This is a genomic window from Acinetobacter sp. KAM396 (assembly GCF_021602765.1).
In the GTDB taxonomy this organism is placed as follows: Bacteria; Pseudomonadota; Gammaproteobacteria; order Pseudomonadales; family Moraxellaceae; genus Acinetobacter; species Acinetobacter towneri_A.
In genome coordinates this window covers 51294-75109 of the sequence record NZ_BPPH01000002.1, presented here as the reverse complement: position 1 = coordinate 75109, position 23816 = coordinate 51294, and the positions used below count along the sequence as shown (strand labels likewise).

The window sequence follows — 23816 nt, the reverse complement described above, 5'->3', positions numbered from 1 at the left end:
ATGATGACTTAAACGGAATTTAACTTTGCCTCAGGAATGGCGGATGCTGCATTTCATCTTCAGTTTAGGTGTCGTTCTTTCTTCTATTTGGCTCAGTATGGCCTTGTGGATTCATCAGCCTTTGGGTTGGTTAATGAGCCGTGTGCTGATTGGGACTTGGCTAGCCTTCACCCTCAGCATTTTGGGCATTTATATCACTCAGCATTTGCTCAGTCGCAATCAGGATATTTTGGTTTATCTTTTGGGTTTTACCTTGGGGCTGTTTTGGTATTTTGGGATGGATGCCAAGCAAGACCGTGACTGGAACCCTGAAGTAGCCCGTATGCTGCATTATGAACAAGTACAAGATCAGGTCACGCTGCACAATGTCCGCAATTTTGACTGGCATGCCGATGATCGCTATACCGAACATTGGGAAACCCGACAATTTAATCTGAAACAGATCACTGGGGTGAATATCATCACCTCATACTGGATGGGGCCTAAAATTGCGCATACCTTGGTTAGTTTTGACTTTGCCGATCAAGCGCCTCTGACTTTTTCCATTGAAATACGCAAAGAAAGACATGAAGAGTTTTCTGCGATTGGTGGCTTCTTTCGGAAATATGAGTTGAGCCTTGTTGCTGCCGATGAAAAAGATATCATTTACACTCGCAGTAATATTCGGGGTGAACAAGTTTATTTTTTCCCAATTCAAATGAATCATCAAGAAGCACAAGCACTGTTTCAGGAATATCTGCATAAAGCCGATGCTTTGGCGGCCAAGCCACGGTGGTACAACACTTTAACCAGTAATTGCACCACATTGTTGTTTGATATGATTCAGTCTGTATCACAAAAACGCTTCACTGCAGACTATCGCCTGTTTGCTTCGGGTTATTTACCCAATTATTTATATGATTTGCATGCGCTGGATCATCGTTGGGATATGCAAACTTGGTATCAACGCGCCCACATTAACCCACGTGTGGAAAACTTAAAAGATATCCACAGTCAGGACTTTTCCAGACTTATTCGACAAGGGGTACAGCTCGATTCCTCAGCAAAAATCAGCACGCCTTACTCGCACCCAACCGATCAAAACAAAGTGCTGCCTTGAGCTATTTTGGTCATTTTGTCCAGATACAATTCATTGAAATAGCAAACTACACCCATTCTTGAAAAAGTTGCAGCAAACATACAAATTCAACTAGAGCCACGGCGCATAATTTGTTTAGATAGCAACAAGTTCAAAAAATTAGAGATCATTTCATGTTTAAAAAATCTTTTGTTTTCGCAATATTTGCTTCAGTCATGCTTTTCTCTGGATGTGAAAATATGCCAACTCAAACGAGCACCAGCCAAATTACCGCAATCAATCAAGCTAACTTGGTACAACGTACATGGACGGCTACTCAATTGGGCAACAGTATGTTAAATACTGCAGCAAACCGCCAAAACTTGCCATATTTAAACTTTGATGCCACCACACAAATAGTCTCAGGTTCAGATAGTTGTAACCGAATCAACGCTAGCTATACCGCAGGACGTGACACCCTACAATTGGGTCAATTGGCGACCACGCGAATGGCTTGCTTAAATAACAATAACTTAGATCAGAAATTTCATGAAGCCCTGAACAAAGTCACACATTATCAGGTCTATGGTAAAACCCTGAAATTGCTAGATCGTCATGGAAATTTACTCATTCAATTTGAAACACCAACGGCTGTACGTTAATGGCTAAGTCTAACCATAAATAGGCTTAAAATGGTTGATTCATAAAATATAAGGACAAAATCATGCAACAAGCATTGTTTGGTGGCGGATGTTTCTGGTGTGTCGAAGCTGTATTTTTACAACTGCAGGGCGTAGAAAAAGTCACCAGCGGTTATGCAGGTGGACACACCTTAAACCCAAGCTATGAAGATATTTGCCGTGGCGACAGCGGACATGCAGAAGTCATTTTGATTGATTTTGATGAGCAGCAGATCAGCTATTCACAATTACTTGAGGTATTTTTTGCCACACACGACCCAACCACATTAAACCGTCAGGGCAATGATGTCGGCACACAATACCGCTCTGTGATTTATTATTTAGATGCTACACAGCAACAAGCTGCCACCGAGATGATTGCAGCATTACAAGCTGAAGGTGTGAATGTTGTGACTGAACTCAGTGCAGCACCTGAATTTTACCCTGCAGAAGACTATCATCAGAATTTTTTTGCCAAAAATCCAAATCAGGGCTACTGCAATTTTTCCATTCCACCGAAACTGAATAAATTACGCAGTAAATTTCAGCATTTACTGAAAGTATAACCATTGGATTTAAAAGCAAGTACAAAACGGTGATACTCATCTTTTGATGACATCACCGTTTACACCACTATTTATTTTACAAAAGTCGTCCAGACAAATGCCTGAGTACGTCCTTGTAAGGTCATCTTCAACTGATCGCCCGACTGTAATGCTGCCACTCCTGCAGGCGTACCAGTCATGACCACATCACCAGGTTCTAAACTAAATACTTGGCTAATATCTGCCAACAATGCCGCAATATCAAAAATCAATAAACTGGTATCGCCTTGCTGACGTAATTCATCATTAATGACCAAACGATAGTGCACGTTTTTCCAGTCCTGAATTTCCGATACATCCACCCAATCTGCCAACACACAAGAACCATCAAATGCTTTGGCTCGTTCCCATGGTTGCCCTTTTTTCTTGAGTTCGTCCTGCAACTCACGCAAAGTTAAATCCAGACCTAAAGTCACTGCACCTACAGCATCCAACACTTTGGCAGGATCTGTGTCTGCATTTAAGGGTTGGTCAATGCGTAAACTCAGTTCACATTCATAATGACAATTGCCCCAGACTTTATTCCACGTAATCCCATCATTTAAACTGCGTAAACTGCTTGGCGGTTTAATAAATAACACAGGACGATCAGGTACAGCATTACCTAATTCTTTGGCATGGTCTGCATAACTGCGACCGACACAGACAATTTTAGATGGACGTGTACTCATCATCATCCTCAAATAATTCGTAAATTGGGAAAATTAGAACTTACTTTTTAAAGGTATTTTCAAAAACCGTTTGTTCTGCAGGCAGATTAAATGCACGTTTCGGCACAATCACCACTGTACGGTTTTTCAATTCCAGCATATAGGTGAGTTTACCCACAGCGAAATTTTGCACCTCGTTATAATGAAATACCTGTTTACGACCATTGGCATACAATTCTGCATAGTCTTGAAATAAATCAATACCTTGCTCGCTTTTTCCAAATTGGTATTTGACAAACTGGCGCTTAAACATCATTGGCAAAAACCAATAACGCATTAAGGTTTGCAAGATTAAAAAGAACGCACCGAGTGCAACATAATAGCGACCTACCCCATCGAAGCCCAAATAAAAGCCCCAAGCGATAATCGCCACACTCATCAGTGGTGTAATAAAACGGGTGAATTGTTTTTTACCAAAAGTCGCAAGGGCAAAGCCGTCTTGAGATTCTTCTAAATTTAAAATATAGCGCAAAGACAATGCTGGCTGCGTGTCAGACATAAGCTCATCATCAAGTCATTCAAATTGAGCTAAATCTTACACTAGATTGAGCACATTCCTTATTTTTTTAGTGTTTATTCGCTCAAAGCCAGATGTAAAACAATAGTCATACTTTTGACACAGAAATTTCATCATTTTTAGATAGTGTAGATGCAAAAAAACCGCATCAAAAGTGCGGTTTTTTATTTCAAGTTGGTGCGCTCAGAGAGATTCGAACTCCCGACCCCTTAGTTCGTAGCCAAGTGCTCTATCCAGCTGAGCTATGAGCGCGACGACTTGATGGGGTGCATTATACGTGTTTTTGTCTGGCTGTTAAGTATTAATTCATCATTTTGCAATCAAATGCACAGATATTCGACGATTCAAAAAATTTTACCGAAATACAATTATTGCATTGGCTTAGCTTCGGGTAAATGCAGATACACACTATATCAGCAAATTTCAGGCACAAAAAAACCGCATTTAAGCGGTTGATTGTTCAAGTTGGTGCGCTCAGAGAGATTCGAACTCCCGACCCCTTAGTTCGTAGCCAAGTGCTCTATCCAGCTGAGCTATGAGCGCATTACTTGTTTGCCAATTTAGGCAATACGTTACTGTTCAGTTTACTTATTGGTGCGCTCAGAGAGATTCGAACTCCCGACCCCTTAGTTCGTAGCCAAGTGCTCTATCCAGCTGAGCTATGAGCGCGACATAAGTAAAGCGTGGCGGTGAGAGAGGGATTCGAACCCTCGATACAGTTACCCGTATGCGTCCTTAGCAGGGACGTGGTTTCAGCCACTCACCCATCTCACCGTAACGTGCCGCCATAATACAAATTAAGTGCTAGCACTGCAAGCTTAGACACCACAATTTTTGCATATTTTTGCTCAATTAAATATTTTTTAAACAATTTTCAGGATTCATCACCAGAATTGCGCCTGAACTTTTGGCAATCACTACACAAAAACCAGAAACATCGTAAAATAACGACAGAAAACACATTATTGCAATCATTTACGTGCAGTCTTCACGTACATGACTTATGCTAAACCTACCTTCTGACATGAAGTTTATTCCATGATGAAAAATTGGGTCGATCCTGAAGCGAAAGCTGAAGCCGAACGTTACGAAAATCCTATTCCAAGCCGTACCTTAATATTAGAAACTATTGAAACACTGCAAGCGGCACAGTCACATGCAGACTTGGTTGAGCATTTCGCCATTGCCGATCAAAAAAGTATTGATGCGTTAAGCCATCGTTTAATTGCCATGGTGCGTGATGGTCAGCTCATGAAAGATGGATTCAAGTTCCAGCTTGCTGCAGAACAACCGACTCATGACGCCACGGTGTACATCAACAGTAAAGGTTTAGGCACAGCCAATATTGCAGGTCATGAAGATATTTTATTGCCTGAACGTGAACTACGTTTGGTGTTTAATGGCGATCAAGTCAAAGTCCGCCAGACTTCGGTAGATCGTAAAGGCAAGGCATGGGGCTTTATTACAGAAGTCACTCAGCGTCGTGTCAAACAAATCATTGGTAAATTGTCAGAATACGATGGTGAATATTTTATTCAGCCCGCCCAACCAAATAGCCATCAACCCATTACCCTTGAAAAAGAACTAATTGAACATGCCCAAGTTAAACTGGGCGATTCTGTTCGCATTGCCATTGACGACTATCCAACCCGTGAAGAATTCGCCACAGGACATATTATTCAGTCGATGGCAGACAAAGCTGATACTGAAATTATTATCCCGCAAACCATTTTAGAATTTGGTCTGCCCTATGAATTTCCTGAAGATGTCATTCAGGAAGCCGAAAGCTTTCAGGAACCGACTGCCCAAGATCGTGAAGGACGTATTGATTTACGCGATTTACCCTTAGTCACCATTGATGGTGAAGATGCCCGCGACTTTGACGATGCGGTGTACGCCGAAAAACGTCCAGGCGGTGGCTACCGAGTCGTTGTCGCCATTGCCGATGTCAGCCATTATGTCCGCTCAGGCAAACCATTAGATAATGAAGCTCAGGAACGTGGGACTTCGGTGTATTTCCCACATTTTGTATTGCCAATGTTGCCTGAAGCTTTATCGAATGGCTTATGTTCACTCAATCCGCAGGTTGACCGTTTATGTATGGTCTGTGATTTAAAACTGTCACGCGTAGGTCGAGTCACAGGTTTTGAATTCTATCCATCGGTCATGCATTCTAAAGCACGTCTAACCTATACCCAAGTGGCACAATATTTTGAGGGTGATAGTGCGGCAATTCCAGAAGATCGGGAGGTGCGCAAATCATTAAACACTCTGTTCCAACTGTATCAAGTGCTGAAAGGCTTACGTGCCGAACGTCATGCCATGGAGTTTGAGACCGTTGAAACCTACATGACCTTTGATGAGTTAGGTGGAATTAAAGAAATTTTGCCCCGCACCCGTAACGATGCACATAAACTGATTGAAGAATGTATGTTACTCGCCAACGTCGCAGCAGCAGAATATGCACTCAAACATGATGTGCCGATGCTGTACCGTGTGCATGAACCGCCAGAGTTTTCACGTATTCAAAAAGTCCGTGATTTTGTCAAATTACTTGGGCTACATTTCCCAGAACAACCAACTCAGGCCGACTATCAAGCGGTGATTGAAGCCACTAAAGATCGTATTGATGCGCCAAGTATTCACGCGGTGTTATTACGCTCCATGATGCAGGCCTATTATGGTGCCAACAATGCAGGACACTTTGGTTTAGCTTATGATGCCTACACGCATTTCACTTCACCAATTCGCCGCTACCCTGACCTGTTATTACACCGTGCCATTAAAGCACATTTACAACACAAGCCATCCCCACTTTCGGGCGCAGCTTTAGATGATGCAGGCGAACATTATTCTGCAACTGAACGTCGTGCAGATGAAGCTTCGCGCTCTGTCACGACATGGCTAAAATGCCACTATATGCAGCAGCATTTAGGTGAAGAATTTGTGGGCATAATTTCTGCAGTGGCAGAATTCGGTCTATTTGTTACGCTCAAAGACCTTTATGTCGATGGTATGATTCATGTCAGCCAGTTAGGCGATGATTTCTTTGTATTTGATCAAGCTAGTCAAAGTCTAATTGGACAAGCACGTGGTCAAACCTTTAGCTTAGGCGATGAAGTCAAAATTAAAGTGGCGGCCGTGAATTTAGAAGACCGCAAAATTGATTTTGAACTTATGCAACAACTCACCCATGCAGGTCGTGCTATTCGTATGCGCGCACCGCGCGTGGCAAAACCATTCAACCGTGAAGCCACCGAAGAAGTTTTTTCTGAGCGTCCAAGCAAGGCGACTTTAAGTGAAAACGGTGAGCAACCTGTACCAAAGAAAAAGCAAAAAAACAAACCGAGTTCTTATGGTAAAAAAACCTCAGCGAAGTCGGAAATAAAACCGAAAGAAAAAACCAAGAAAAAGACCAAAGAGAAAAAGAAAAAAGCCAATGCCAAGTCTAAATTTGACTAGCATCGGCTTTTTTCCAACCACTTCAAAAAGAGCTACGGCTCTTTTTGTTTTTTGGGATCGCCTCAAACAGCCATATTCTGACAAAGTTATGACCTTGATTAGCTAAATCTGCCCTTTTGCCTTGATTTCAGCCCTCAAAAGCCCTACATCTATTAATCATGAAAGAAATTTAGATGGCACTCAAAAAATGAAATTACAGCAAGCAACTTTACCTGTTCCACAGTTTGATCAAATTACACTGGCAGATTTAAAAGAAAAAATTGAGCATGCTATTCAGCAGGGACAAAGCTTTTTAAATAAGCTGACTGCAGTACCTGAAAGTATTACGGCGCAATTAAATGTTTTAGAACAGATTGATCAGCTCGAAAATAATATGAGCGAAGCATGGGGCGTGCTGTCACATTTAAATGCGGTCATGAATAATACTGAAACCCGTGAAATGTATCAGGCGTTATTACCCAGTTTAAGTGACTACTATACTCAGCTTGGTCAGCACACAGTGTTATATCAAACTTATCAACATATTCACGATGCCAACACCTTTAAAGATTTGCCTGCTGCACAACAAAGCGCAATTCAACTGGCCTTGCGTGACTTTAAACTGTCAGGCGTGGCCTTAGAAGGCGAAGCCAAAAAACGCTATGCTGAAATTTCAGCGCGTTTATCGCAACTGTCATCGGATTTTTCCAATCATGTCTTGGATGCTACTCAAGCCTATTACAAAGTATTATCAGAAGATCAGCTCAAAGGTTTACCACCAAGCAGCGTTGAATTGCTGAAACAATATGGTCAGCAACGCGAGCTAGAACAACCTGTGGCAACACTGGATATTCCTGCCTATTTAGCCATTATGACCTATGCCGATGATCGTGCTTTGCGCGAAACCTTGTATCAGGCATACACTACTCGCGCGTCCGATCAATCAGCCCAGTCTGAATTTGACAACACCCCGATCATGGAAGAAATCTTGCGTTTACGTCAAGAAATGGCGCAATTGCTCGGTTTTAACAACTATGCAGAATTATCCCTTGCCAGCAAAATGGCACCAAGTGTCGAAGCAGTCGATCAATTCCTGCGTGAACTGGCAGAACATGCTCGTGCACCTGCAGAACAAGAAATTGCCGAACTCAAAGCCATTGCCGCCCAAGATGGGATTGATACCTTACAACCGTGGGATACAGGCTACTATTCTGAAAAATTAAAATTACAGCAATTTAACCTTTCACAAGAAATGTTAAAACCATATTTCCCTGCACCGAAAGTGGTTGAAGGTCTATTTAGCATCGTCAAGCGTTTATACGATGTCGATATTATTGAGCGCGCTGCCCCTGTTTGGCATCCTGATGCACGTTATTTTGAACTTGAAGATCAAGGTCAAGTGATTGGTGGTTTTTACTTTGATCTATATGCCCGTACAGGCAAACGCGGCGGCGCATGGATGAGTGGTTTCCGTTCACGCATGCAATTGGCACAAGGTTTACAAAAACCAATTTGCTATATGGTGTGTAACTTTACCCCACCTGTTGCAGACCAACCCGCGCTTTTAACGCATGATGAAGTCATCACCCTATTCCATGAATTTGGACATGGCTTACATCACATGCTAACTGAAGTAGATAATATTGCTGTGGCAGGTACACATGGTGTCGCTTGGGATGCGGTGGAATTACCAAGCCAATTCATGGAATTTTGGACTTGGGATCAAGATAGTTTAGATATGCTGAGTGCGCATATTGAAACCCAAGACACCCTGCCAGAACACCTGCTTAAAGCACTGTTAGATGCACGTTTCTTCCAGTCGGGAATGCAGAGCCTGCGCCAAATTGAATTTGCCCTGTTCGATTTAAGTATTCATCGCAGCAACCCTGCTTTAAATGCGGAACAGATTCAAGCTATGCTGAATGATATCCGCCAAAACTATGCCGTTGCGCCAACTACAGCCTACAACCGCTTCCAGCACAGCTTCAGCCATATTTTCGCAGGCGGTTATGCTGCAGGATATTATTCATACAAATGGGCAGAGGTTTTAGCCAGCGATGCCTTTGATCGCTTTGAAAATGAAGGGCTATTTAATACTGAAACTGGCAAGCAGTTTAGACAGTTTATTCTAGCAGTTGGCGGAAAAGATTCAGCGCTTGACGCATTTATCAATTTCCGCGGACGCGAGCCAAAAATAGACGCACTATTACGTCATCAAGGTTGGACGAACACAGTCAAAAATGCTTAAACTAAGACCTTTAGATGAAGTTAGGGGAGTCGTGATGACCATTAAACGTCGTTTCATTGCAGGCGCAAAATGTCCAAAATGTCAGGCGATGGATCGGGTTGTCATGCTCACCGCTGGCGAAGCTGAATGGATCGAATGTATCGAGTGTGATTATACGGAAAACCGTCCGACACATATTGATGAACCTGAAATCCCAGAGGTTTCAGATGAAATTGGGGTGATACAGTTTAAGCCGCGTCAGTCAAAGTAAAACAATAAGGTTCAACAACGCATGACTGAAGATCAACGACATAACCCTAAGCTCTTATGGGCCATTACGGGCGGGTTAATTATTGTCATTATTGCCGTATTTATCTTTCAATGGATGGGCGATAGCGACAATACTGCGCCTATAGAAACTGCCCCAACTACGGCGTCTGTAGCGAAAGCTGTACCTGCTGAAGCAACACCATTGCAAGAAGATGAAGCAGCACCAAAACAGTTGGTCACAGAAGATTTACTCAAAGCACCTGTCTCTGAAAATGCAGCCCTTGCCAAAGAAGAAGTGGCTAAATTAGATGACATTCAAAATCAGCTGAATGATCAACGTGCCTTATTAAAACAGCAACATAGTGATGCCGATGAGTTGATTAAACTAAAAGAGGAGCAAATCAAAATACTGGAAGCCCAACTGGCACAGTAAACCTCCTCTGCTTCACATCAGTCGTTTTAAAATACGATAAACGGTCAGTGTTGTAGCCAATTTAAGCTAGAATAGCCTGAGGTTATTCTGGCTTTATTTGTATGACATCTTCTGGCTCTGCCCAACAAAATTTGCTCAAAGCAATTATGCTGTTGACCTGCTCTGCCTTTCTGTTTTCGCTCATGGGGGTGTGCGTTCGTTACGCCTCAGAAACGGTAGATAATGCCACTGTAGTATTTTTCCGTAATTTTATTGGTTTGTTTATTTTTATCCCGCTCATTTTCAATAAAGGCTTGGGCTTTTTTAAAACTGAAAAGTTATGGATGCACACTTGGCGTTCGGTGGTCGGATTAACCGCCATGTATGGTTTTTTCTACGCAATTGCCAACCTAAAACTGTCCAATGCAATGGTCTTTACCTATTCATCGCCTATTTTTATTCCCTTAATTGCATGGCTATTCCTTAAAGAAAAAATCACCAAACCAATGTTATGGGCTGCTTTCATTGGTTTATTTGGCGTGTTATTTGTCGCCAAACCCGATGCAGGTATGTTTAATAGCATGTCTGCAATTGGACTCAGTGCCAGTTTTTTAGCAGCGATGGCTTTTGTCACGGTACGCGCCCTGACTCAAACCGAACCGCCTGAACGCATTGTGTTTTATTTTTGCATGATTGGGACACTCATTTCTGTTATACCGATGTTCTGGTCATGGCGTCCTTACAACTTAAAAGAATTGAGTTTTTTAATTGGTGCAGGATTGCTGGCCAATATCAGTCAGATCTTTATGTCCAATGCCTACCGTCTTGCCCCTGCTGGGCAAATTGGCCCTGTCAATTACATTGCGATTATTTTTGCAGGGATTTGGGGCTTTAGCTTTTGGCATGAAACACCAGACTTATTTAGTTTAATTGGCTTTGCCCTGATTTTGCTTGCCATTATTTTGTGCAGTCCAGTGTTACAAAAACACCTGAATCATCACTCCCCGCATTCATAATGCTGCTTTGTATTCCCTGCATATCAACCTATTAAAAAAACACCCCATAGCGAACTACAGGGTGCTGTTAAATAATAAGATGACAGTGATTAAGTATCCATGTGCTTATTCATACCAGCCGAATAGCTTAAATGCATACGGTGCATAGGCAATAATCAACATCGCAGGAAGCATCAAAATCATAGGCAAAATCCAACGCTCATAACGATAATAGAACGATTTATGACGAACTTCTGCATCGGCTGCAGCGACTTCTTCATCTCCAATCGACTGCCTTGCCAATAAGTGATTCAGCGCTACAGGTGGCGTCACATAGCCTAATTCAAAACCAATTAGGGTAATCATCCAGAAATGCGCAGGATGAATCCCATATTGATAAGCTACAGGCGCAACCGTTGCAGAAATTAGAATCACCGCACCGAATGGATCCATAATCATGCCCACAAAAATCATGAGGGCAACAATCAGGCTAATCACAATAAAGATGCTGCTAATGTCTGTTGGAAACGCTTCCATAATTTCAATGCGTTCTAAATAGCCGCCCACACTGACTGAAAGCGCCATCAAAATCACCAATGCCCCAATATGACCCACCGTTTCACTGGTCGATAAATGCAGTGCTTTGAAAAAACCATATTGACGCAATGGTGAATCAGGTGCGGTCAATAATGAACGCTCAGATGAAGCTGTTGTCTGTTGTGCTGTAGGCTTATAATCAAAACTCTGATCCCACTGCCCCATGGCTGGAATAGGTGCAGGTTCATGGCGCAATTTATCAAATAGCACCATCATCAATAAAATAACCGGCATCATGACAGGAGCAGTAAATTCATTCATATTGGTGTCTAAAGCATATTTATAGAACAGCCAAATCAACACAAAAATAAGGATATAGGGCATTACAGGGCCAATAGCACGTAGGGACAATGGCGCAGCCATTCTTGGTGCAGCAATGCGGAATTTATTTTCAGCAAAGAACAACGAAATCACTAAAAACAGGGTTGAAGTCAAGAGAAACACATACAAACCATAGTGATATAGCATGTCCGTTGTGACTTCTTTATTCAGCGATGCCACCACAACAATCAATAGGCAAGGGCGAAGCACCACCCCCATTGAACCCGACATGGCAGTTGCTGCTAATGCAAACTGACGTCGTCCACCCGCATTCCAAACCTCTTTATAAATGATCGCACCTGCGGCAATGACAAAAATCCCCGATGCACCGGTATAAGCTGTTGGCAATGCCGCAGCAATCAAAATCAGCCAGGTTAAAGTTTCAGGTGCCAAATTCCACGGACGCAGAATATTCAGGAACAAATCCACAATTCGAGTTTGTTTGAGCAACATCCCTGCCCAAATAAACAATGCCAAGTTCAGGAAGATACTAGAGAATTCGACCAGTTGCCCCAGGTATATCCCTTGCCCCATTGGATAATCCATTAGGAAGGTAAAGGAGAAACCTGTACTAATTGCCATATAGGCATACAAAGGTACACTCAGGAAAGCAAGACCTAAACTACCGCCTTCACGGGTCGGTGTAGGTGGCTTAATAAGCTGGAATAAACTAATTAAAGTCAGAGTTGCAAACAGAGTCATCCACATCCAGTAAATGATTTGCGTTTCAACACTCATCGGTACGCCTGAATTGAGTACTGAACGATATTGACTGATACTTGACGAGGTTAAGAATCCATTCGCCACCACCATTAAGGTCGAATACACTTTAAAATCAATTTTGGTCGCAGGGCCACGTAAACCAATGTGATGGGTTTTTAAAGTGGCACTAATTGCGGCAAAGACCACCATCAACACCAATAAAATGGCACGGTTTTCAGTACCAAATTTAAAAATACCAAAAAAAGAGGTTTCAATGTTTCGATACATTTTCAAGCTTGGATAGGCTTGAATATGCTGAATCGCCTGATCATGAAATTGAAATTTTTCTTCACAAATTTGTTTGGCTGCCAAAATGGAAGCGCGGACATCTGATTCAGAGGCAGTGCCAAAAATATCGGCAAACTCATCAGCAGCATTGGCTTGCATTTGGGCATGTACCTGCGCATCGATATCGGGGTTGCGTTCGCAGTCAGGTGCAGTGGGTTCGGCACGCAAAAATGAATATTGCATACCCGTTGCAGGGTCACCGTATAGGCGTTCACCCATACGCAACAACTGACCATGTAACATTTCACCTGTACCAATAATGAGGGTCAGTAGCAACAAGATCAAAATAACGAATGTAGAAATCCATTCTGTCCATATATGTCTGAGCAAAGCCAAGCCAGACCTGCGTTGTCCGTTATTGTGCATATATTTTCCTGTTTTTATTCTATGCAGAAACCGAGACACTCGAATTTCTGTCTGTCCTTATTCAACGGAATATCCATCTTCCATCGAGCATTTTTGCATTCAGTTTAAATGTGAATGAACGTCGTTATTTTTAAAATGACAATATAGATTTTCTTTTAAGTAAAAATGGTCAATTGTGAGATTTTTTGTGAGTCCTTTCCGATGTAAATTTAATGCGAATCAATGCAATAGACCCAACCAATATAAGCGAGTGCAAAAATTACTCCCCAAATCACTCCCAATAAATGTGCCTCAACTAATACAGGACTTCCGATTAATTCTGCTGTACCCAAACTGCCCAAAGTATTTTCCCAAATCAATTTAGATAAAATAAGCAGCAAGACCAATGCGGCAAAACCACGTTCTTTTTTATAGAGCAAATGCACACACGCCACCGCCACATAAGCACCATGCAATACCCCAGAAAGCCCTGCATAGGCATCAACATCGGTAAGCAAGTAAAAGAAACTCAGACTAATCGCTGGGGGTAGTAGCAGCAAAAGCGCCACAAAATGCCCTATTTTGGCATGCGGGAAAATAAAAGGTAAACAGGCAAAGGCGATCATATTGAGTAAATAATGAATCCAACCCACATGCACCCAATGCCCTGTCCATAAACGCCAGAATTCATCCAATAAATGTGTAGACCAATAAATAAAATGCTCTGCAAAAATCTGCAAACATGCCGAAACCGACATACATGCCGCAATAAACACAATTTTTCGACTGAGAAATTGAGATGAATATTGCATAGGCGCTTGCATCCTCCAAATTATTCTTGTTATGTGCTTCGGCAAACGGATTGCCCAATCCTAAAACTTCTTGTCTATATTGAATTGGGCAATCTTGATATTTTTACAATTGAGCTGCCGTATCCTCATTAAATAAATCATCTAATTCAGATGAATCATCTTGCTCATCCCAGAAACGTTGCTGATCACCCGTACGCACACCTGTATGTTCAGTCCAGTAACGGTCTGAAATTCCTTGTACCATGCTTCCCGCCATGGCATCAATCAATTTAAATTGTGGATTTACAGGTTTTTCGTCACTGCGTGCATTAGAAAAGGCTTTGAGTGCATCGCGGATTTTGGCATCTTCACCACTGGCTTGGGCAGCAACCGCATATAAAGCGTGTGATAAACGCACGCCTTTATTTTCACCAATTTGCATCGACTGCTTTAAGGTTTGATAAGGATCAGGTTTACCATCTCCCGCACCAGGAAGCAAAGTCCATATTACTGCACGTGTGGCCTCTGGTGCACCCCAGAATTTTTCATTATTTAAACAGGTCATGCCACGTTCAACAATCGCGGCAATGTCTTTAGGCACATGCACTGCCCCGCCTGAATTAATATCATTGGTCATGGCTTGCAAGCCACTCAACATCCCCAACATATACACGGTTTGATCAATATCACTGTTCATTTTTGGACAACCTTCGCCCAAAGGTTTCCGGTATTTCTTTTCCCAACGATGCTGAAATAATTGATAGCCTGTGTATTGACGCTGTGCAGCCAAAGCTGCCCAACGCTTTTGCTGAATCCGCGCATCTTGCGCTTCGCCCACTTGCCCTGCTTTTGCTGCACGTAAATAACGCAATTCAGCATCTAAAGCTTTTTCTTCGGCACAAATGCCTGCCGCCGAGTACATCAGTACCGCAACACGGGTTGGGTCTGCGCCCATATCTTTGGTGGCCATAATGGCGGGGGTTAAAGAATTACCAGAATTACACACCATTTCAGCATCTTCCATTGCTAAAATAGGCGGCACGATATGTTTTTCAGTAAATCCAAGAGCGACATTGGCTCCTGTTTTGATCACTTGTGAACAACCTGATAATAATAAACTTGTGATTGCAAATACGGCCACACCCTGGCCTATTTTTTGGACTTGCGACATTTTCCTGTCCTCTATAATTGTGTTTATGTCCATTGCAACAAACATAGCAGAAGCAATATCTGAATAAAAGCGACTACTTGCTGCTTCAGATGGATAACTGTGCCATGTTTTAAAGTGACTAAAATTGACCAAAATCTGTCATCCGACAAAATTTAGGCAAAAAAAAGTAGCATTGCGACGGTTCAGCACATGCTACTTATTAACTGGTGCCCAATTCGGGCTTATCTTAAAAAATCTTTTAGTCAAATTTAAATCTGTGCATTTCAGCAATGTGATTGCTATTGATCTACAATTGTCTAGAGTTAATATAACTGAAAATAGCGATTGGTGTAATCTTATATGCCAATATAAAATGACTGGTCAGGGCATGAAAAATAGATGATAATTTTATCATTATGATAATTATTGTTTTTTTAATTAATAAAAATATACAACTGTCTGCAAATTAGAACATTTTCGCCAATACTTTTAGCGCTTTCCACTGCGTCTTAGAAACCTGATCACACCAAATCACCACAGGTTTAACAGCTTGCTGAAATTCCAAGACGATATAAATTTGATGATCTATCACCTGATGCAATTCCACACGCTGAATTTCTGTTTGACGAGCTGTACTTTTAATCTGTTGTGATACTACACGAGGCACGAGATAGGAAATTGACCATTCACGGTCATCTAATTGATCTAAACCAACAATTCGGTTTGCACGAACAAACTTAAAATATGTCCAACCTATAATGACAATACATATAACGCTTAGCCATGGCGTTAACATTTGCAGCAAAAGCCAAACGATGAGTAGAGCGATCATCAGCTGAAACACTATTGCGATGAGACTAGGTTTCAGCTGAAACTGCTGTTTAGCCATGCACATAATGTTTCAGTTTACGAATAAAATCTTTCAACTCAGGACGTGGTGGCTCAGACACTTCCATAAACCAATCCAATAAATCTGGGTCTTCCTGCTCAACCAAATCGGCAAACATTTGTTTTTCTTCCGCACTGGCAGTCAGATAATGATTTTTCACATACGGGTCAAAATAGACATCAATTTCCTTTAAACCACGACGGGCACGGTAAATCACTTTGCGTTCTTCTAAGCTGATGTCATCACTCATGCGGATTCCCCATTCAAAATAAACTCAGGCTAGTTTAACCGACCCCTTTTAAAGTTTCGATGACTTTTATGCAGCATTGACCAAAAGCATCATATTGCATCTGCAATTGAAACTTTTGCACCTTGTTCACCCCTATGAATTCTTCTAAGGTGAATTCAAAATAACAACATCAGGAAGATGAAACAATGCAATCTGCCGCTATTCGCCCCATTGCTAATATGTTGCCGCGCACCTTATTCAATACTGAACACGACAGTTTTCGTGATTTGGTACGAAAATTCTATTTACAAGAAGTCATCCCCCATACTGAAAAATTTGAAGCACAGCAGCATGTAGATCGTGAGCTTTGGCGTAAAGCAGGTGCTTTGGGTTTGCTGTGTAGCACCATGCCTGAAGAATATGCAGGTTCAGGGGTAGACCGCTTATACAGCATGATTTTGATTGAAGAACAAGCTTATGCAGGCGACAGTGCCACAGGTTTTTCACTGCATTCAGATATTGTTGCCAATTACATTCATAACTTTGGCACGACTGAACAAAAACAACACTGGTTACCTCGTATGGCAACTGGCGAAGTGATCACCGCGATTGCCATGACTGAACCCGGTACAGGTTCAGACTTACAAGCTGTACGCACCTCTGCGGTATTGGATGGCGATGAATACTTGATTAATGGTTCTAAAATTTTTATTACCAACGGCTATTTATGCGACATGGCGATTGTGGTGTGTAAAACAGCGAACACAGACAAAGGTTCAGCCAATCTGTCTTTAATACTGGTAGAAGCGGATCGAGCTGGATTTAGCAAAGGCAAACCACTGAATAAAATTGGCATGAAAGGTCAGGACACTTGCGAATTATTTTTTGATAATGTCCGCGTGCCTCGCAGCAATTTATTAGGCACAGAAGGCATGGGCTTTATCATGTTGATGAAAGAACTGGCTTGGGAGCGCTTGATTGTCGCGATAATTTGTCAAGCAGGTGCGGAAGCTGCTTTTGCGCATACACTGCAATATACTCAGCAACGACAAGCCTTTGGCAAAAGCATCCAAAGCTTTCAAAATACACGCTTTAAACTGGCAGAATTACGCACCGAAATTGATTTTTGTCGTGCTTTTTTAGATCAATGTATGCTGTCACAACTTCAAGAACAACTCAGTGTCGAAGCTGCTGCAGCTGCCAAATATAAAATTTCAGAGATGTATTCCAAAGTGGTAGATGAATGTCTACAACTGCATGGTGGCTATGGTTATATGCTTGAGTATCCAATTGCACGTGCTTACTTAGACAATCGGGCCAATCGTATTTATGCAGGTACCAATGAAATTATGAAAGAGCTGATTTCACGTTCTTTATAAAATATCTACCACAACATGAAAATGGCGCAAGAGATTTTAAATCCCTTGCATCATAATCATACAACTTTCGCACCCGACAATTTAAGATACTAATTTAGGTTTACGCAGCTGTACAGGCACAGTCTGTTTGAACTTTAAAATACCATCTTCAAAACTTGCCTGTTTTAAGGTTTTGCGATCTTCTAAGTAGTTATTTGTCACTCGCCATGGTGCATGTTTGCCTTGCTTCGGCATCACATCAGCAGCACGTGCGATATAGCCCGAACTCAAACTGCCCATTACCGTATCTTCCAATAACTCTGTTTGGTCACCTTGAGGAATTACCTCGTCATAACCTTGTCGATCCATATAATTGAGCAAACGACAAATATAATCAGCAGCCACATCCACTTTCAGTGTCCAAGACGCATTAATATAGCCAATAATCATTGCAATATTCGGTACATCACTCAGCATCACACCTTGATATAGCATGTGCTTCGATGTGTCCAAAGGTTCACCATCAATCGTGGCTTGAATACCGCCTAGAATTTGAATATTCAAACCAGTAGCAGACACAATAATATCAGCATCCAAATGCTTACCTGATTTTAATTGCACACCAGTTTCGGTAAATCTATTTATTAGATCCGTTTCAATCGAGGCATGACCTTCGCGCAAAATCTTAAATAAATCACCATCGGGCACGACACATAAACGTTGATCCCACGGATTATAATGTGGGGTGAAATGTTTCATATCCACCTTGCCTTTGAGCTGGATTTGGATGGATTTCAATAACAAAGTACGCAGTAATTTCGGCTGCTTTTGCGCTAAAACATAAATGGCGCGTTGCATGCCAATGTTACGTGCACGGGTGATTTTATATGCAATATCTTCAGGCAAAACTTTACGCATTTGCTGATAAACGAAGTCCATTGCAGGCACAGAAGCTATATAAGTCGGTGAGCGTTGTAGCATAGTGACATGCGCTGCACCACCTTTCGACATAGCAGGTACCAAGGTAATGGCTGTTGCACCACTGCCTATAATTAACACCTTTTTACCACGATAGTCTAAATTCTCAGGCCAGTGCTGTGGGTGGATAAATGTGCCTTTAAATGCCTGCTGATTCGGGAAATCTGGCTGAAAACCATGATCGTAATTGTAATATCCTGTACAGCCTATAACAAAATTAGCCACCCAATTTTCAATCTGCTGTGCTGCATTTTCAATACGTAGTGTCCAATTTCGTGTTTGAGAATTATAATTGGCAGATAGCACACGATGCTGAAAATGAATTTTTGAATGCAAGGCTTTTTCTTGAATGACTTCCGCTAAATAGCCTTTAATAGATGCACCATCGGCAAGTACATTGGTTTTTTTCCAAGGTTTAAAATTATAACCAAAGGTCGACATATCCGAATCAGAACGAATACCAGGATATTGAAATAAATCCCAAGTGCCACCAATATTTTGACGACGCTCAATAATTTCAAAAGAACGCTGTGGGCACTTCTGAATCAAATGTGCAGCTAAACCAATGCCAGAAATCCCTGCCCCAATAATTAATATATCAACCTGCTTATCCATGTTTATTATCCAGTTTGAATCATGTTTTTTATTAAAGCACATATTTGACAATACACAATGTCAAGTTAAGCAAAAGTCACTTAAATTTATATCAATTCGGGACAATTTAATATTTTTGATATTGAACTTATTTTTTTCATAAAAAAAGACCGGTAAAACCGGCCTTTTTCTGAACAACGTGCGTTATTCTTGGCGAAATTATTTAACTTCGCGATCTACAAGCTCAACGTAAGCCATCGGTGCAGCATCACCCGCACGGAAGCCCGCTTTAAGAACACGTAGATAACCGCCGTTACGCTCTTTGTAACGAGGGCCAAGAACGGTAAATAATTTACCAACAGTTGCTGCTGAACGAGTACGAGCAAACGCTAAACGACGGTTTGCTACTGTATCGTTTTTAGCTAAAGTGATTAAAGGCTCAGCAACACGACGTAATTCTTTTGCTTTAGGAACAGTTGTTTTGATTAACTCGTGTTCGAACAAAGAATTAGCCAAGTTTTGGAACATCGCTTTGCGATGGCTGCTTGTACGGCCTAATTTCACACCACTATTACGATGACGCATGGTGATAGTCCTACTTAATTAACGGCTACGATAGGCGAAACGATCGTCCATACGGAGACTAGCCGGTGGCCAGTTCTCTAAACGCATGCCGAGCTGTAAGCCTTTAGAAGCCAGAACATCTTTGATCTCTGTAAGCGATTTTTTACCCAAGTTAGGCGTTTTAAGTAGCTCAACTTCAGTACGCTGTACAAGATCACCAATGTAGTAAATATTTTCTGCTTTCAAACAGTTAGCAGAACGAACAGTAAGCTCTAGATCATCTACTGGACGAAGCAAGATAGGGTCAACTTCTTCACGAGGCTCTTGAGCAACAGGAGTTTGATCTTTCTGAAGATCAACAAAAATTGCAATTTGTTGTTGCAAGATTGTTGCCGCTTTGCGGATCGCTTCTTCTGGATCAACTGTACCATTGGTTTCAAGATCAATGATCAACTTGTCAAGGTCAGTACGTTGTTCTACACGCGCATTTTCTACGATGTAAGACACACGTTTGATTGGGCTATAAGAAGCATCTAACTGCAAACGACCTACAGGGCGAGTTTCGCCTTCTGGGAAACGTGAGTCAGATGTTTCATAACCACGACCTTGAGCAACTTTCAGGCGCATTTTTAAATTGCCTGTAGCACTTAAAGTGCCGATCAAGTGTTCAGGGTTAACCACTTCAACATTATGAGGTAAACGAAGGTCTGCAGCAGTAACATCGCCTGGACCTTGTTTTTCCAATGTCAAATAAGCTTCATTTTGATCGAACAGCTTAATAGACAATCCTTTCAGGTTCAGCAAGAGCTCGACGATGTCCTGCTGCAAGCCTTCCAAAGTACTGTACTCGTGCTCGACACCTTCAATTTCAACTTCTACCACAGCTGCGCCAGGTAAAGAAGAAAGAAGGATGCGACGTAAAGCATTACCAAGAGTATGACCAAAGCCACGCTCTAATGGTTCTAGAATAACTTTTGCCGAGGTCCCGCTTGCCGCTTCGACCTTGATCGCTTGCGGAGTTAGAAACTCATTTGCAGTACGCGTCATTATTGCTACCTCAAGGATTATTTAGAATACAATTCTACAATCAAGCTTTCGTTGATTTCAGCAGGTAAATCAGAACGATCTGGTGCAGCTTTGAACGTACCTTCAAGCTTAGAATGGTCAACTTCCATCCATGAAGGGATACCACGTTGAGCAGCCAATTCAATTGCGTTTTTAATACGTAATTGTTGTTTTGCACCTTCGTGAACTGCAATTACATCACCAGCTTTAACTTGAATAGACGCAATGTTAACACGACGACCATTTAAAGTAATGCTACGGTGAGATACAAGCTGACGAGCTTCTGCACGTGTAGAACCAAAACCCATGCGATAAACAACGTTATCAAGACGGCTTTCGAGCAATTTCAACAAGTTTTCACCTGTTGCACCTTTCACACGAGCAGCTTCTTTATAGTAGTTACTAAATTGACGCTCTAAAACACCGTACATACGACGTACTTTTTGTTTTTCACGTAATTGTAGTGAGTACTCAGATTGCTTACCACCACGAGCCCCGCCATGTTGGCCAGGAGCTTTAGCGTGTTTTTTAGTTTTGACGTCAAATGGTTTAACGCCAGATTTTAGTTGCAGGTCTGTCCCTTCGCGGCGAGAGAGTTTGCATTTTGGACCAATATAACGAGCCATGAATGTTTCTCCTTACACGCGACGTTTTTTAGGTGGACGGCAACCGTTGTGAGGGATTGGAGTCACATCGGTAATGCTGTTAATTTTATAACCCACTGCACCTAATGCACGAACCGCAGACTCACGACCTGGACCAGGACCTTTCACAAGGACGTCCAAGTTTTTCAAACCGTAATCTAAAGCAGCTTTACCAGCAACTTCAGCAGCTACCTGAGCAGCGAACGGAGTTGATTTACGTGATCCACGGAAGCCTTGTCCACCTGAGGTAGCCCAAGCCAGTGCATTACCTTGACGATCGGTAATGGTCACAATGGTGTTATTAAAAGAAGCGTGAATGTGTGCAACACCTTCAGAGACGGTACGAGTGACCTTCTTGCGTGTGCGAGTATCTTTAGCCATCTTTTAGCTTCCAGAAATCTTATTTCTTAATCGGTTTGCGCGGACCTTTACGGGTACGTGCGTTAGTTTTGGTGCGTTGACCACGGACAGGCAAGCTGCGACGATGACGAAGACCGCGGTAGCAGCCTAAATCCATTAAACGTTTAATGTTCATGGAAATTTCGCGACGTAAGTCACCTTCGGTCGGAACCTTAGCAACTTCTGCACGAATCGCATCAAGCTGAGCGTCATCTAATTCACGGATCTTTGTTGTTGGCGCGATACCAGCAGCAGCTAAGATAGTCTTAGCAGTGTGACGACCAATACCAAAGATATAAGTGAGAGAGATAACAGCGTGCTTGTTATCCGGAATGTTTACACCGGCAATACGAGCCATTCAATTTTCTCCAAAAAGGCAGTTAAGATAATCAACCGCCCCACAAAAATCTTGAGGGGCGGATAATAACCTAATTAGCCTACTGAAATCAACAGGTCTTAATCAAATTAACCTTGACGCTGCTTATGACGAGGTTCTGCGCTGCAAATTACGCGAATAACCCCATTACGACGGATAACTTTGCAGCTACCACAAATTTTCTTTACAGAAGCTTGTACTTTCATGATGAAACCTCTAAGTGCGCTTATCCCTTAGGATGAGCAGTCGTTTTTCTCATTAACGTTTGATTATCGTACTGGTGCGAGGTGAGATGTGCTTGAAGCTGAGCCATAAAGTCCATCACAACCACTACAACGATTAATAATGATGTACCACCTAAGCTAAATGGAATTCCAAATGAGCTTTGTAGAATCATCGGCATTAAGCAGACTACAGTGATGTAAATCGCGCCAATAAAGGTCAAACGACTGAGAATATGATCTAAGTAACGAGCAGTTTGCTCACCTGGGCGAATACCAGGCACATAAGCTCCGCTGCGTTTCAAGTTTTCCGAAACTTCTTTGGGGCTAAAAACTAGCGCAGTGTAGAAGTAACAGAAAAAGATAATTAACGCACCAAAGAGCACCAAATACAACGGTTGTCCAGGCGACAATACCAATGCCAAGTCTTGTAGACTACGCTTGATTAACCCAGCATTTGGATCAGCACTGCCGACCCATTGACCTAAGCTCGCTGGGAACAGAAGCAATGAACTGGCAAAAATTGCTGGGATCACACCTGCCATATTAATTTTTAATGGCAAATGCGTTTGCTGAGCAGTAAATACACGACGACCTTGTTGTTTTTGTGCATAGTTTACTGGAATACGACGCTGCGCCTTCTCAATAAACACAATTGCTGCAAGTACACCTAAAGACAATAAACCAAAAATTACCAAACCAATCAGGCTTGACTGACCACTGTCAATAGATGTGAAGGATTGCATAATTAAATTAGGCAAGCCCGCAACAATACCTGCGAAAATGATCATGGAAATACCATTACCCACTCCGCGTTCGGTAATTTGTTCACCCAACCACATTAGGAACATTGTGCCTGCAACCAAAGAGGTAACAGCTGGAACGTAAAAAGCTAGGCCTGAAGTTAAGGTAATACCTTGACCAATCAAACCTGCACACATCCCGATCGCTTGCACAAGTGCAAGGAACAACGTACCTTGGCGCGTATATTGATTAATTTTGCGTTTGCCTTGCTCGCCTTCTTTTTTCAAGGCTTCAAGCGAAGGAACCACGGTAGACATCAACTGTACGATAATCGAAGCAGAAATGTATGGCATGATCCCTAAAGCAAGAATCGACATCCGCTCTAATGCACCACCCGAAAACATGTTAAACAAACCAAGGATTGTACCTTGGTTTGCATTAAACAATTGTTCAAGTGCAGCATTATTAATGCCTGGTACTGGAATATGCGCTCCTAGTCGAAATACCAACAACGCACCAATGAGAAACATCATTCGGCGTATAATTTCACGGTATTTCACGTGAAATGGTTGGCCTTTCATCATGTG

The 23816-nt window shown here is 42.0% G+C and carries 24 protein-coding genes and 4 tRNA genes; 9 read left to right on the top strand and 19 right to left on the bottom strand.

Features of this window, described 5'->3' with window-relative positions; translation table 11 throughout:
- Window positions 1–43: 43 nt before the first annotated feature.
- From L6C30_RS01865 to msrA, 3 genes are all read left to right on the top strand, one after another.
- Entirely contained in the window at window positions 44–1099 is a 1056-nt protein-coding gene (locus L6C30_RS01865; protein ID WP_236162775.1) for a DUF4105 domain-containing protein, read from the top strand.
- A 152-nt stretch (window positions 1100–1251) separates the two neighbouring features.
- A complete protein-coding gene (locus L6C30_RS01860; protein ID WP_070153290.1) occupies window positions 1252–1719 on the top strand; it encodes an META domain-containing protein in 468 nt (155 codons plus the stop codon).
- A 62-nt stretch (window positions 1720–1781) separates the two neighbouring features.
- Window positions 1782–2303, top strand: coding sequence for a peptide-methionine (S)-S-oxide reductase MsrA (msrA, locus tag L6C30_RS01855; protein WP_070153293.1), 522 nt, complete (start codon window positions 1782–1784; stop codon window positions 2301–2303).
- Window positions 2304–2374: 71 nt separating this feature from the next.
- Here msrA and L6C30_RS01850 read toward each other — a convergent pair whose 3' ends face one another.
- The 6 genes from L6C30_RS01850 to L6C30_RS01825 all read right to left on the bottom strand — a co-directional run bounded on the left by L6C30_RS01850 (window position 2375) and on the right by L6C30_RS01825 (window position 4343).
- Window positions 2375–3019: a fumarylacetoacetate hydrolase family protein gene (locus tag L6C30_RS01850; RefSeq protein WP_308444293.1), complete on the bottom strand. Its 645-nt coding sequence runs from the start codon at window positions 3017–3019 to the stop codon at window positions 2375–2377.
- A gap of 34 nt (window positions 3020–3053) precedes the next feature.
- Complete coding sequence (locus L6C30_RS01845) at window positions 3054–3551, bottom strand: YcxB family protein (RefSeq protein ID WP_019836845.1); 498 nt, start codon at window positions 3549–3551, stop codon at window positions 3054–3056.
- 193 nt (window positions 3552–3744) lie between these two features.
- Window positions 3745–3821, bottom strand: a tRNA-Arg gene (locus L6C30_RS01840).
- A gap of 214 nt (window positions 3822–4035) precedes the next feature.
- Window positions 4036–4112, bottom strand: a tRNA-Arg gene (locus L6C30_RS01835).
- 49 nt (window positions 4113–4161) lie between these two features.
- Window positions 4162–4238: transfer RNA gene (locus L6C30_RS01830), tRNA-Arg, on the bottom strand.
- A 15-nt stretch (window positions 4239–4253) separates the two neighbouring features.
- Window positions 4254–4343, bottom strand: a tRNA-Ser gene (locus L6C30_RS01825).
- A gap of 264 nt (window positions 4344–4607) precedes the next feature.
- Here L6C30_RS01825 and rnr point away from each other — a divergent pair.
- From rnr to L6C30_RS01800, 5 genes are all read left to right on the top strand, one after another.
- Window positions 4608–7031 (top strand): ribonuclease R, encoded by a 2424-nt coding sequence (gene rnr / locus L6C30_RS01820; RefSeq protein WP_236162868.1) that lies wholly within the window; start codon window positions 4608–4610, stop codon window positions 7029–7031.
- Between the two features lie 187 nt (window positions 7032–7218).
- Window positions 7219–9258: a M3 family metallopeptidase gene (locus L6C30_RS01815; protein WP_236162867.1), complete on the top strand. Its 2040-nt coding sequence runs from the start codon at window positions 7219–7221 to the stop codon at window positions 9256–9258.
- A gap of 40 nt (window positions 9259–9298) precedes the next feature.
- The gene (locus tag L6C30_RS01810; RefSeq protein ID WP_171062592.1) at window positions 9299–9508 is read left to right on the top strand and encodes a YheV family putative zinc ribbon protein; all 210 of its coding nucleotides are present in this window, start codon (window positions 9299–9301) and stop codon (window positions 9506–9508) included.
- Between the two features lie 21 nt (window positions 9509–9529).
- Entirely contained in the window at window positions 9530–9940 is a 411-nt protein-coding gene (locus L6C30_RS01805; RefSeq protein ID WP_236162866.1) for a hypothetical protein, read from the top strand.
- 101 nt (window positions 9941–10041) lie between these two features.
- Entirely contained in the window at window positions 10042–10935 is an 894-nt protein-coding gene (locus L6C30_RS01800; protein ID WP_236162865.1) for a DMT family transporter, read from the top strand.
- Between the two features lie 105 nt (window positions 10936–11040).
- Here L6C30_RS01800 and L6C30_RS14960 read toward each other — a convergent pair whose 3' ends face one another.
- From L6C30_RS14960 to L6C30_RS01775, 5 genes are all read right to left on the bottom strand, one after another.
- On the bottom strand, window positions 11041–12414 hold the full coding sequence (locus tag L6C30_RS14960) for a TRAP transporter large permease subunit (RefSeq protein ID WP_374706588.1): 1374 nt from the start codon (window positions 12412–12414) through the stop codon (window positions 11041–11043).
- Between the two features lie 1043 nt (window positions 12415–13457).
- Window positions 13458–14039: a rhombosortase gene (gene rrtA, locus L6C30_RS01790; RefSeq protein WP_070153792.1), complete on the bottom strand. Its 582-nt coding sequence runs from the start codon at window positions 14037–14039 to the stop codon at window positions 13458–13460.
- 103 nt (window positions 14040–14142) lie between these two features.
- Complete coding sequence (locus tag L6C30_RS01785) at window positions 14143–15189, bottom strand: hypothetical protein (RefSeq protein ID WP_004974758.1); 1047 nt, start codon at window positions 15187–15189, stop codon at window positions 14143–14145.
- A gap of 445 nt (window positions 15190–15634) precedes the next feature.
- On the bottom strand, window positions 15635–16057 hold the full coding sequence (locus tag L6C30_RS01780) for a hypothetical protein (protein ID WP_019836854.1): 423 nt from the start codon (window positions 16055–16057) through the stop codon (window positions 15635–15637).
- On the bottom strand, window positions 16050–16307 hold the full coding sequence (locus tag L6C30_RS01775; protein WP_004974752.1) for a succinate dehydrogenase assembly factor 2: 258 nt from the start codon (window positions 16305–16307) through the stop codon (window positions 16050–16052). The genes L6C30_RS01780 and L6C30_RS01775 overlap by 8 nt, the downstream gene beginning before the upstream one ends.
- A 185-nt stretch (window positions 16308–16492) precedes the next feature.
- On the opposite strand from L6C30_RS01775, the gene L6C30_RS01770 reads away from it, so the two are divergent.
- Window positions 16493–17665: an acyl-CoA dehydrogenase family protein gene (locus L6C30_RS01770; protein ID WP_019836856.1), complete on the top strand. Its 1173-nt coding sequence runs from the start codon at window positions 16493–16495 to the stop codon at window positions 17663–17665.
- 81 nt (window positions 17666–17746) lie between these two features.
- Here L6C30_RS01770 and L6C30_RS01765 read toward each other — a convergent pair whose 3' ends face one another.
- The 8 genes from L6C30_RS01765 to secY all read right to left on the bottom strand — a co-directional run bounded on the left by L6C30_RS01765 (window position 17747) and on the right by secY (window position 23810).
- Window positions 17747–19237 carry an NAD(P)/FAD-dependent oxidoreductase gene (locus tag L6C30_RS01765; RefSeq protein WP_230245408.1) on the bottom strand — a complete coding sequence of 497 codons (1491 nt, stop codon included), beginning with the start codon at window positions 19235–19237 and terminating at the stop codon, window positions 17747–17749.
- Between the two features lie 198 nt (window positions 19238–19435).
- On the bottom strand, window positions 19436–19801 hold the full coding sequence (rplQ, locus tag L6C30_RS01760; RefSeq protein WP_004974746.1) for a 50S ribosomal protein L17: 366 nt from the start codon (window positions 19799–19801) through the stop codon (window positions 19436–19438).
- A gap of 18 nt (window positions 19802–19819) precedes the next feature.
- Window positions 19820–20827 carry a DNA-directed RNA polymerase subunit alpha gene (locus tag L6C30_RS01755; protein ID WP_230245409.1) on the bottom strand — a complete coding sequence of 336 codons (1008 nt, stop codon included), beginning with the start codon at window positions 20825–20827 and terminating at the stop codon, window positions 19820–19822.
- A 17-nt stretch (window positions 20828–20844) separates the two neighbouring features.
- Window positions 20845–21471, bottom strand: a complete 627-nt coding sequence (gene rpsD, locus L6C30_RS01750) for a 30S ribosomal protein S4 (protein WP_004786890.1) — start codon at window positions 21469–21471, stop codon at window positions 20845–20847.
- A gap of 12 nt (window positions 21472–21483) precedes the next feature.
- Window positions 21484–21870 (bottom strand): 30S ribosomal protein S11, encoded by a 387-nt coding sequence (rpsK, locus tag L6C30_RS01745; RefSeq protein ID WP_001040166.1) that lies wholly within the window; start codon window positions 21868–21870, stop codon window positions 21484–21486.
- A 19-nt stretch (window positions 21871–21889) separates the two neighbouring features.
- The gene (gene rpsM, locus L6C30_RS01740; protein WP_004974734.1) at window positions 21890–22246 is read right to left on the bottom strand and encodes a 30S ribosomal protein S13; all 357 of its coding nucleotides are present in this window, start codon (window positions 22244–22246) and stop codon (window positions 21890–21892) included.
- 107 nt (window positions 22247–22353) lie between these two features.
- Window positions 22354–22470, bottom strand: coding sequence for a 50S ribosomal protein L36 (rpmJ, locus tag L6C30_RS01735; RefSeq protein ID WP_000867907.1), 117 nt, complete (start codon window positions 22468–22470; stop codon window positions 22354–22356).
- A 20-nt stretch (window positions 22471–22490) separates the two neighbouring features.
- Window positions 22491–23810, bottom strand: a complete 1320-nt coding sequence (secY, locus tag L6C30_RS01730; protein WP_230245658.1) for a preprotein translocase subunit SecY — start codon at window positions 23808–23810, stop codon at window positions 22491–22493.
- Between the last annotated feature and the right edge of the window lie 6 nt (window positions 23811–23816).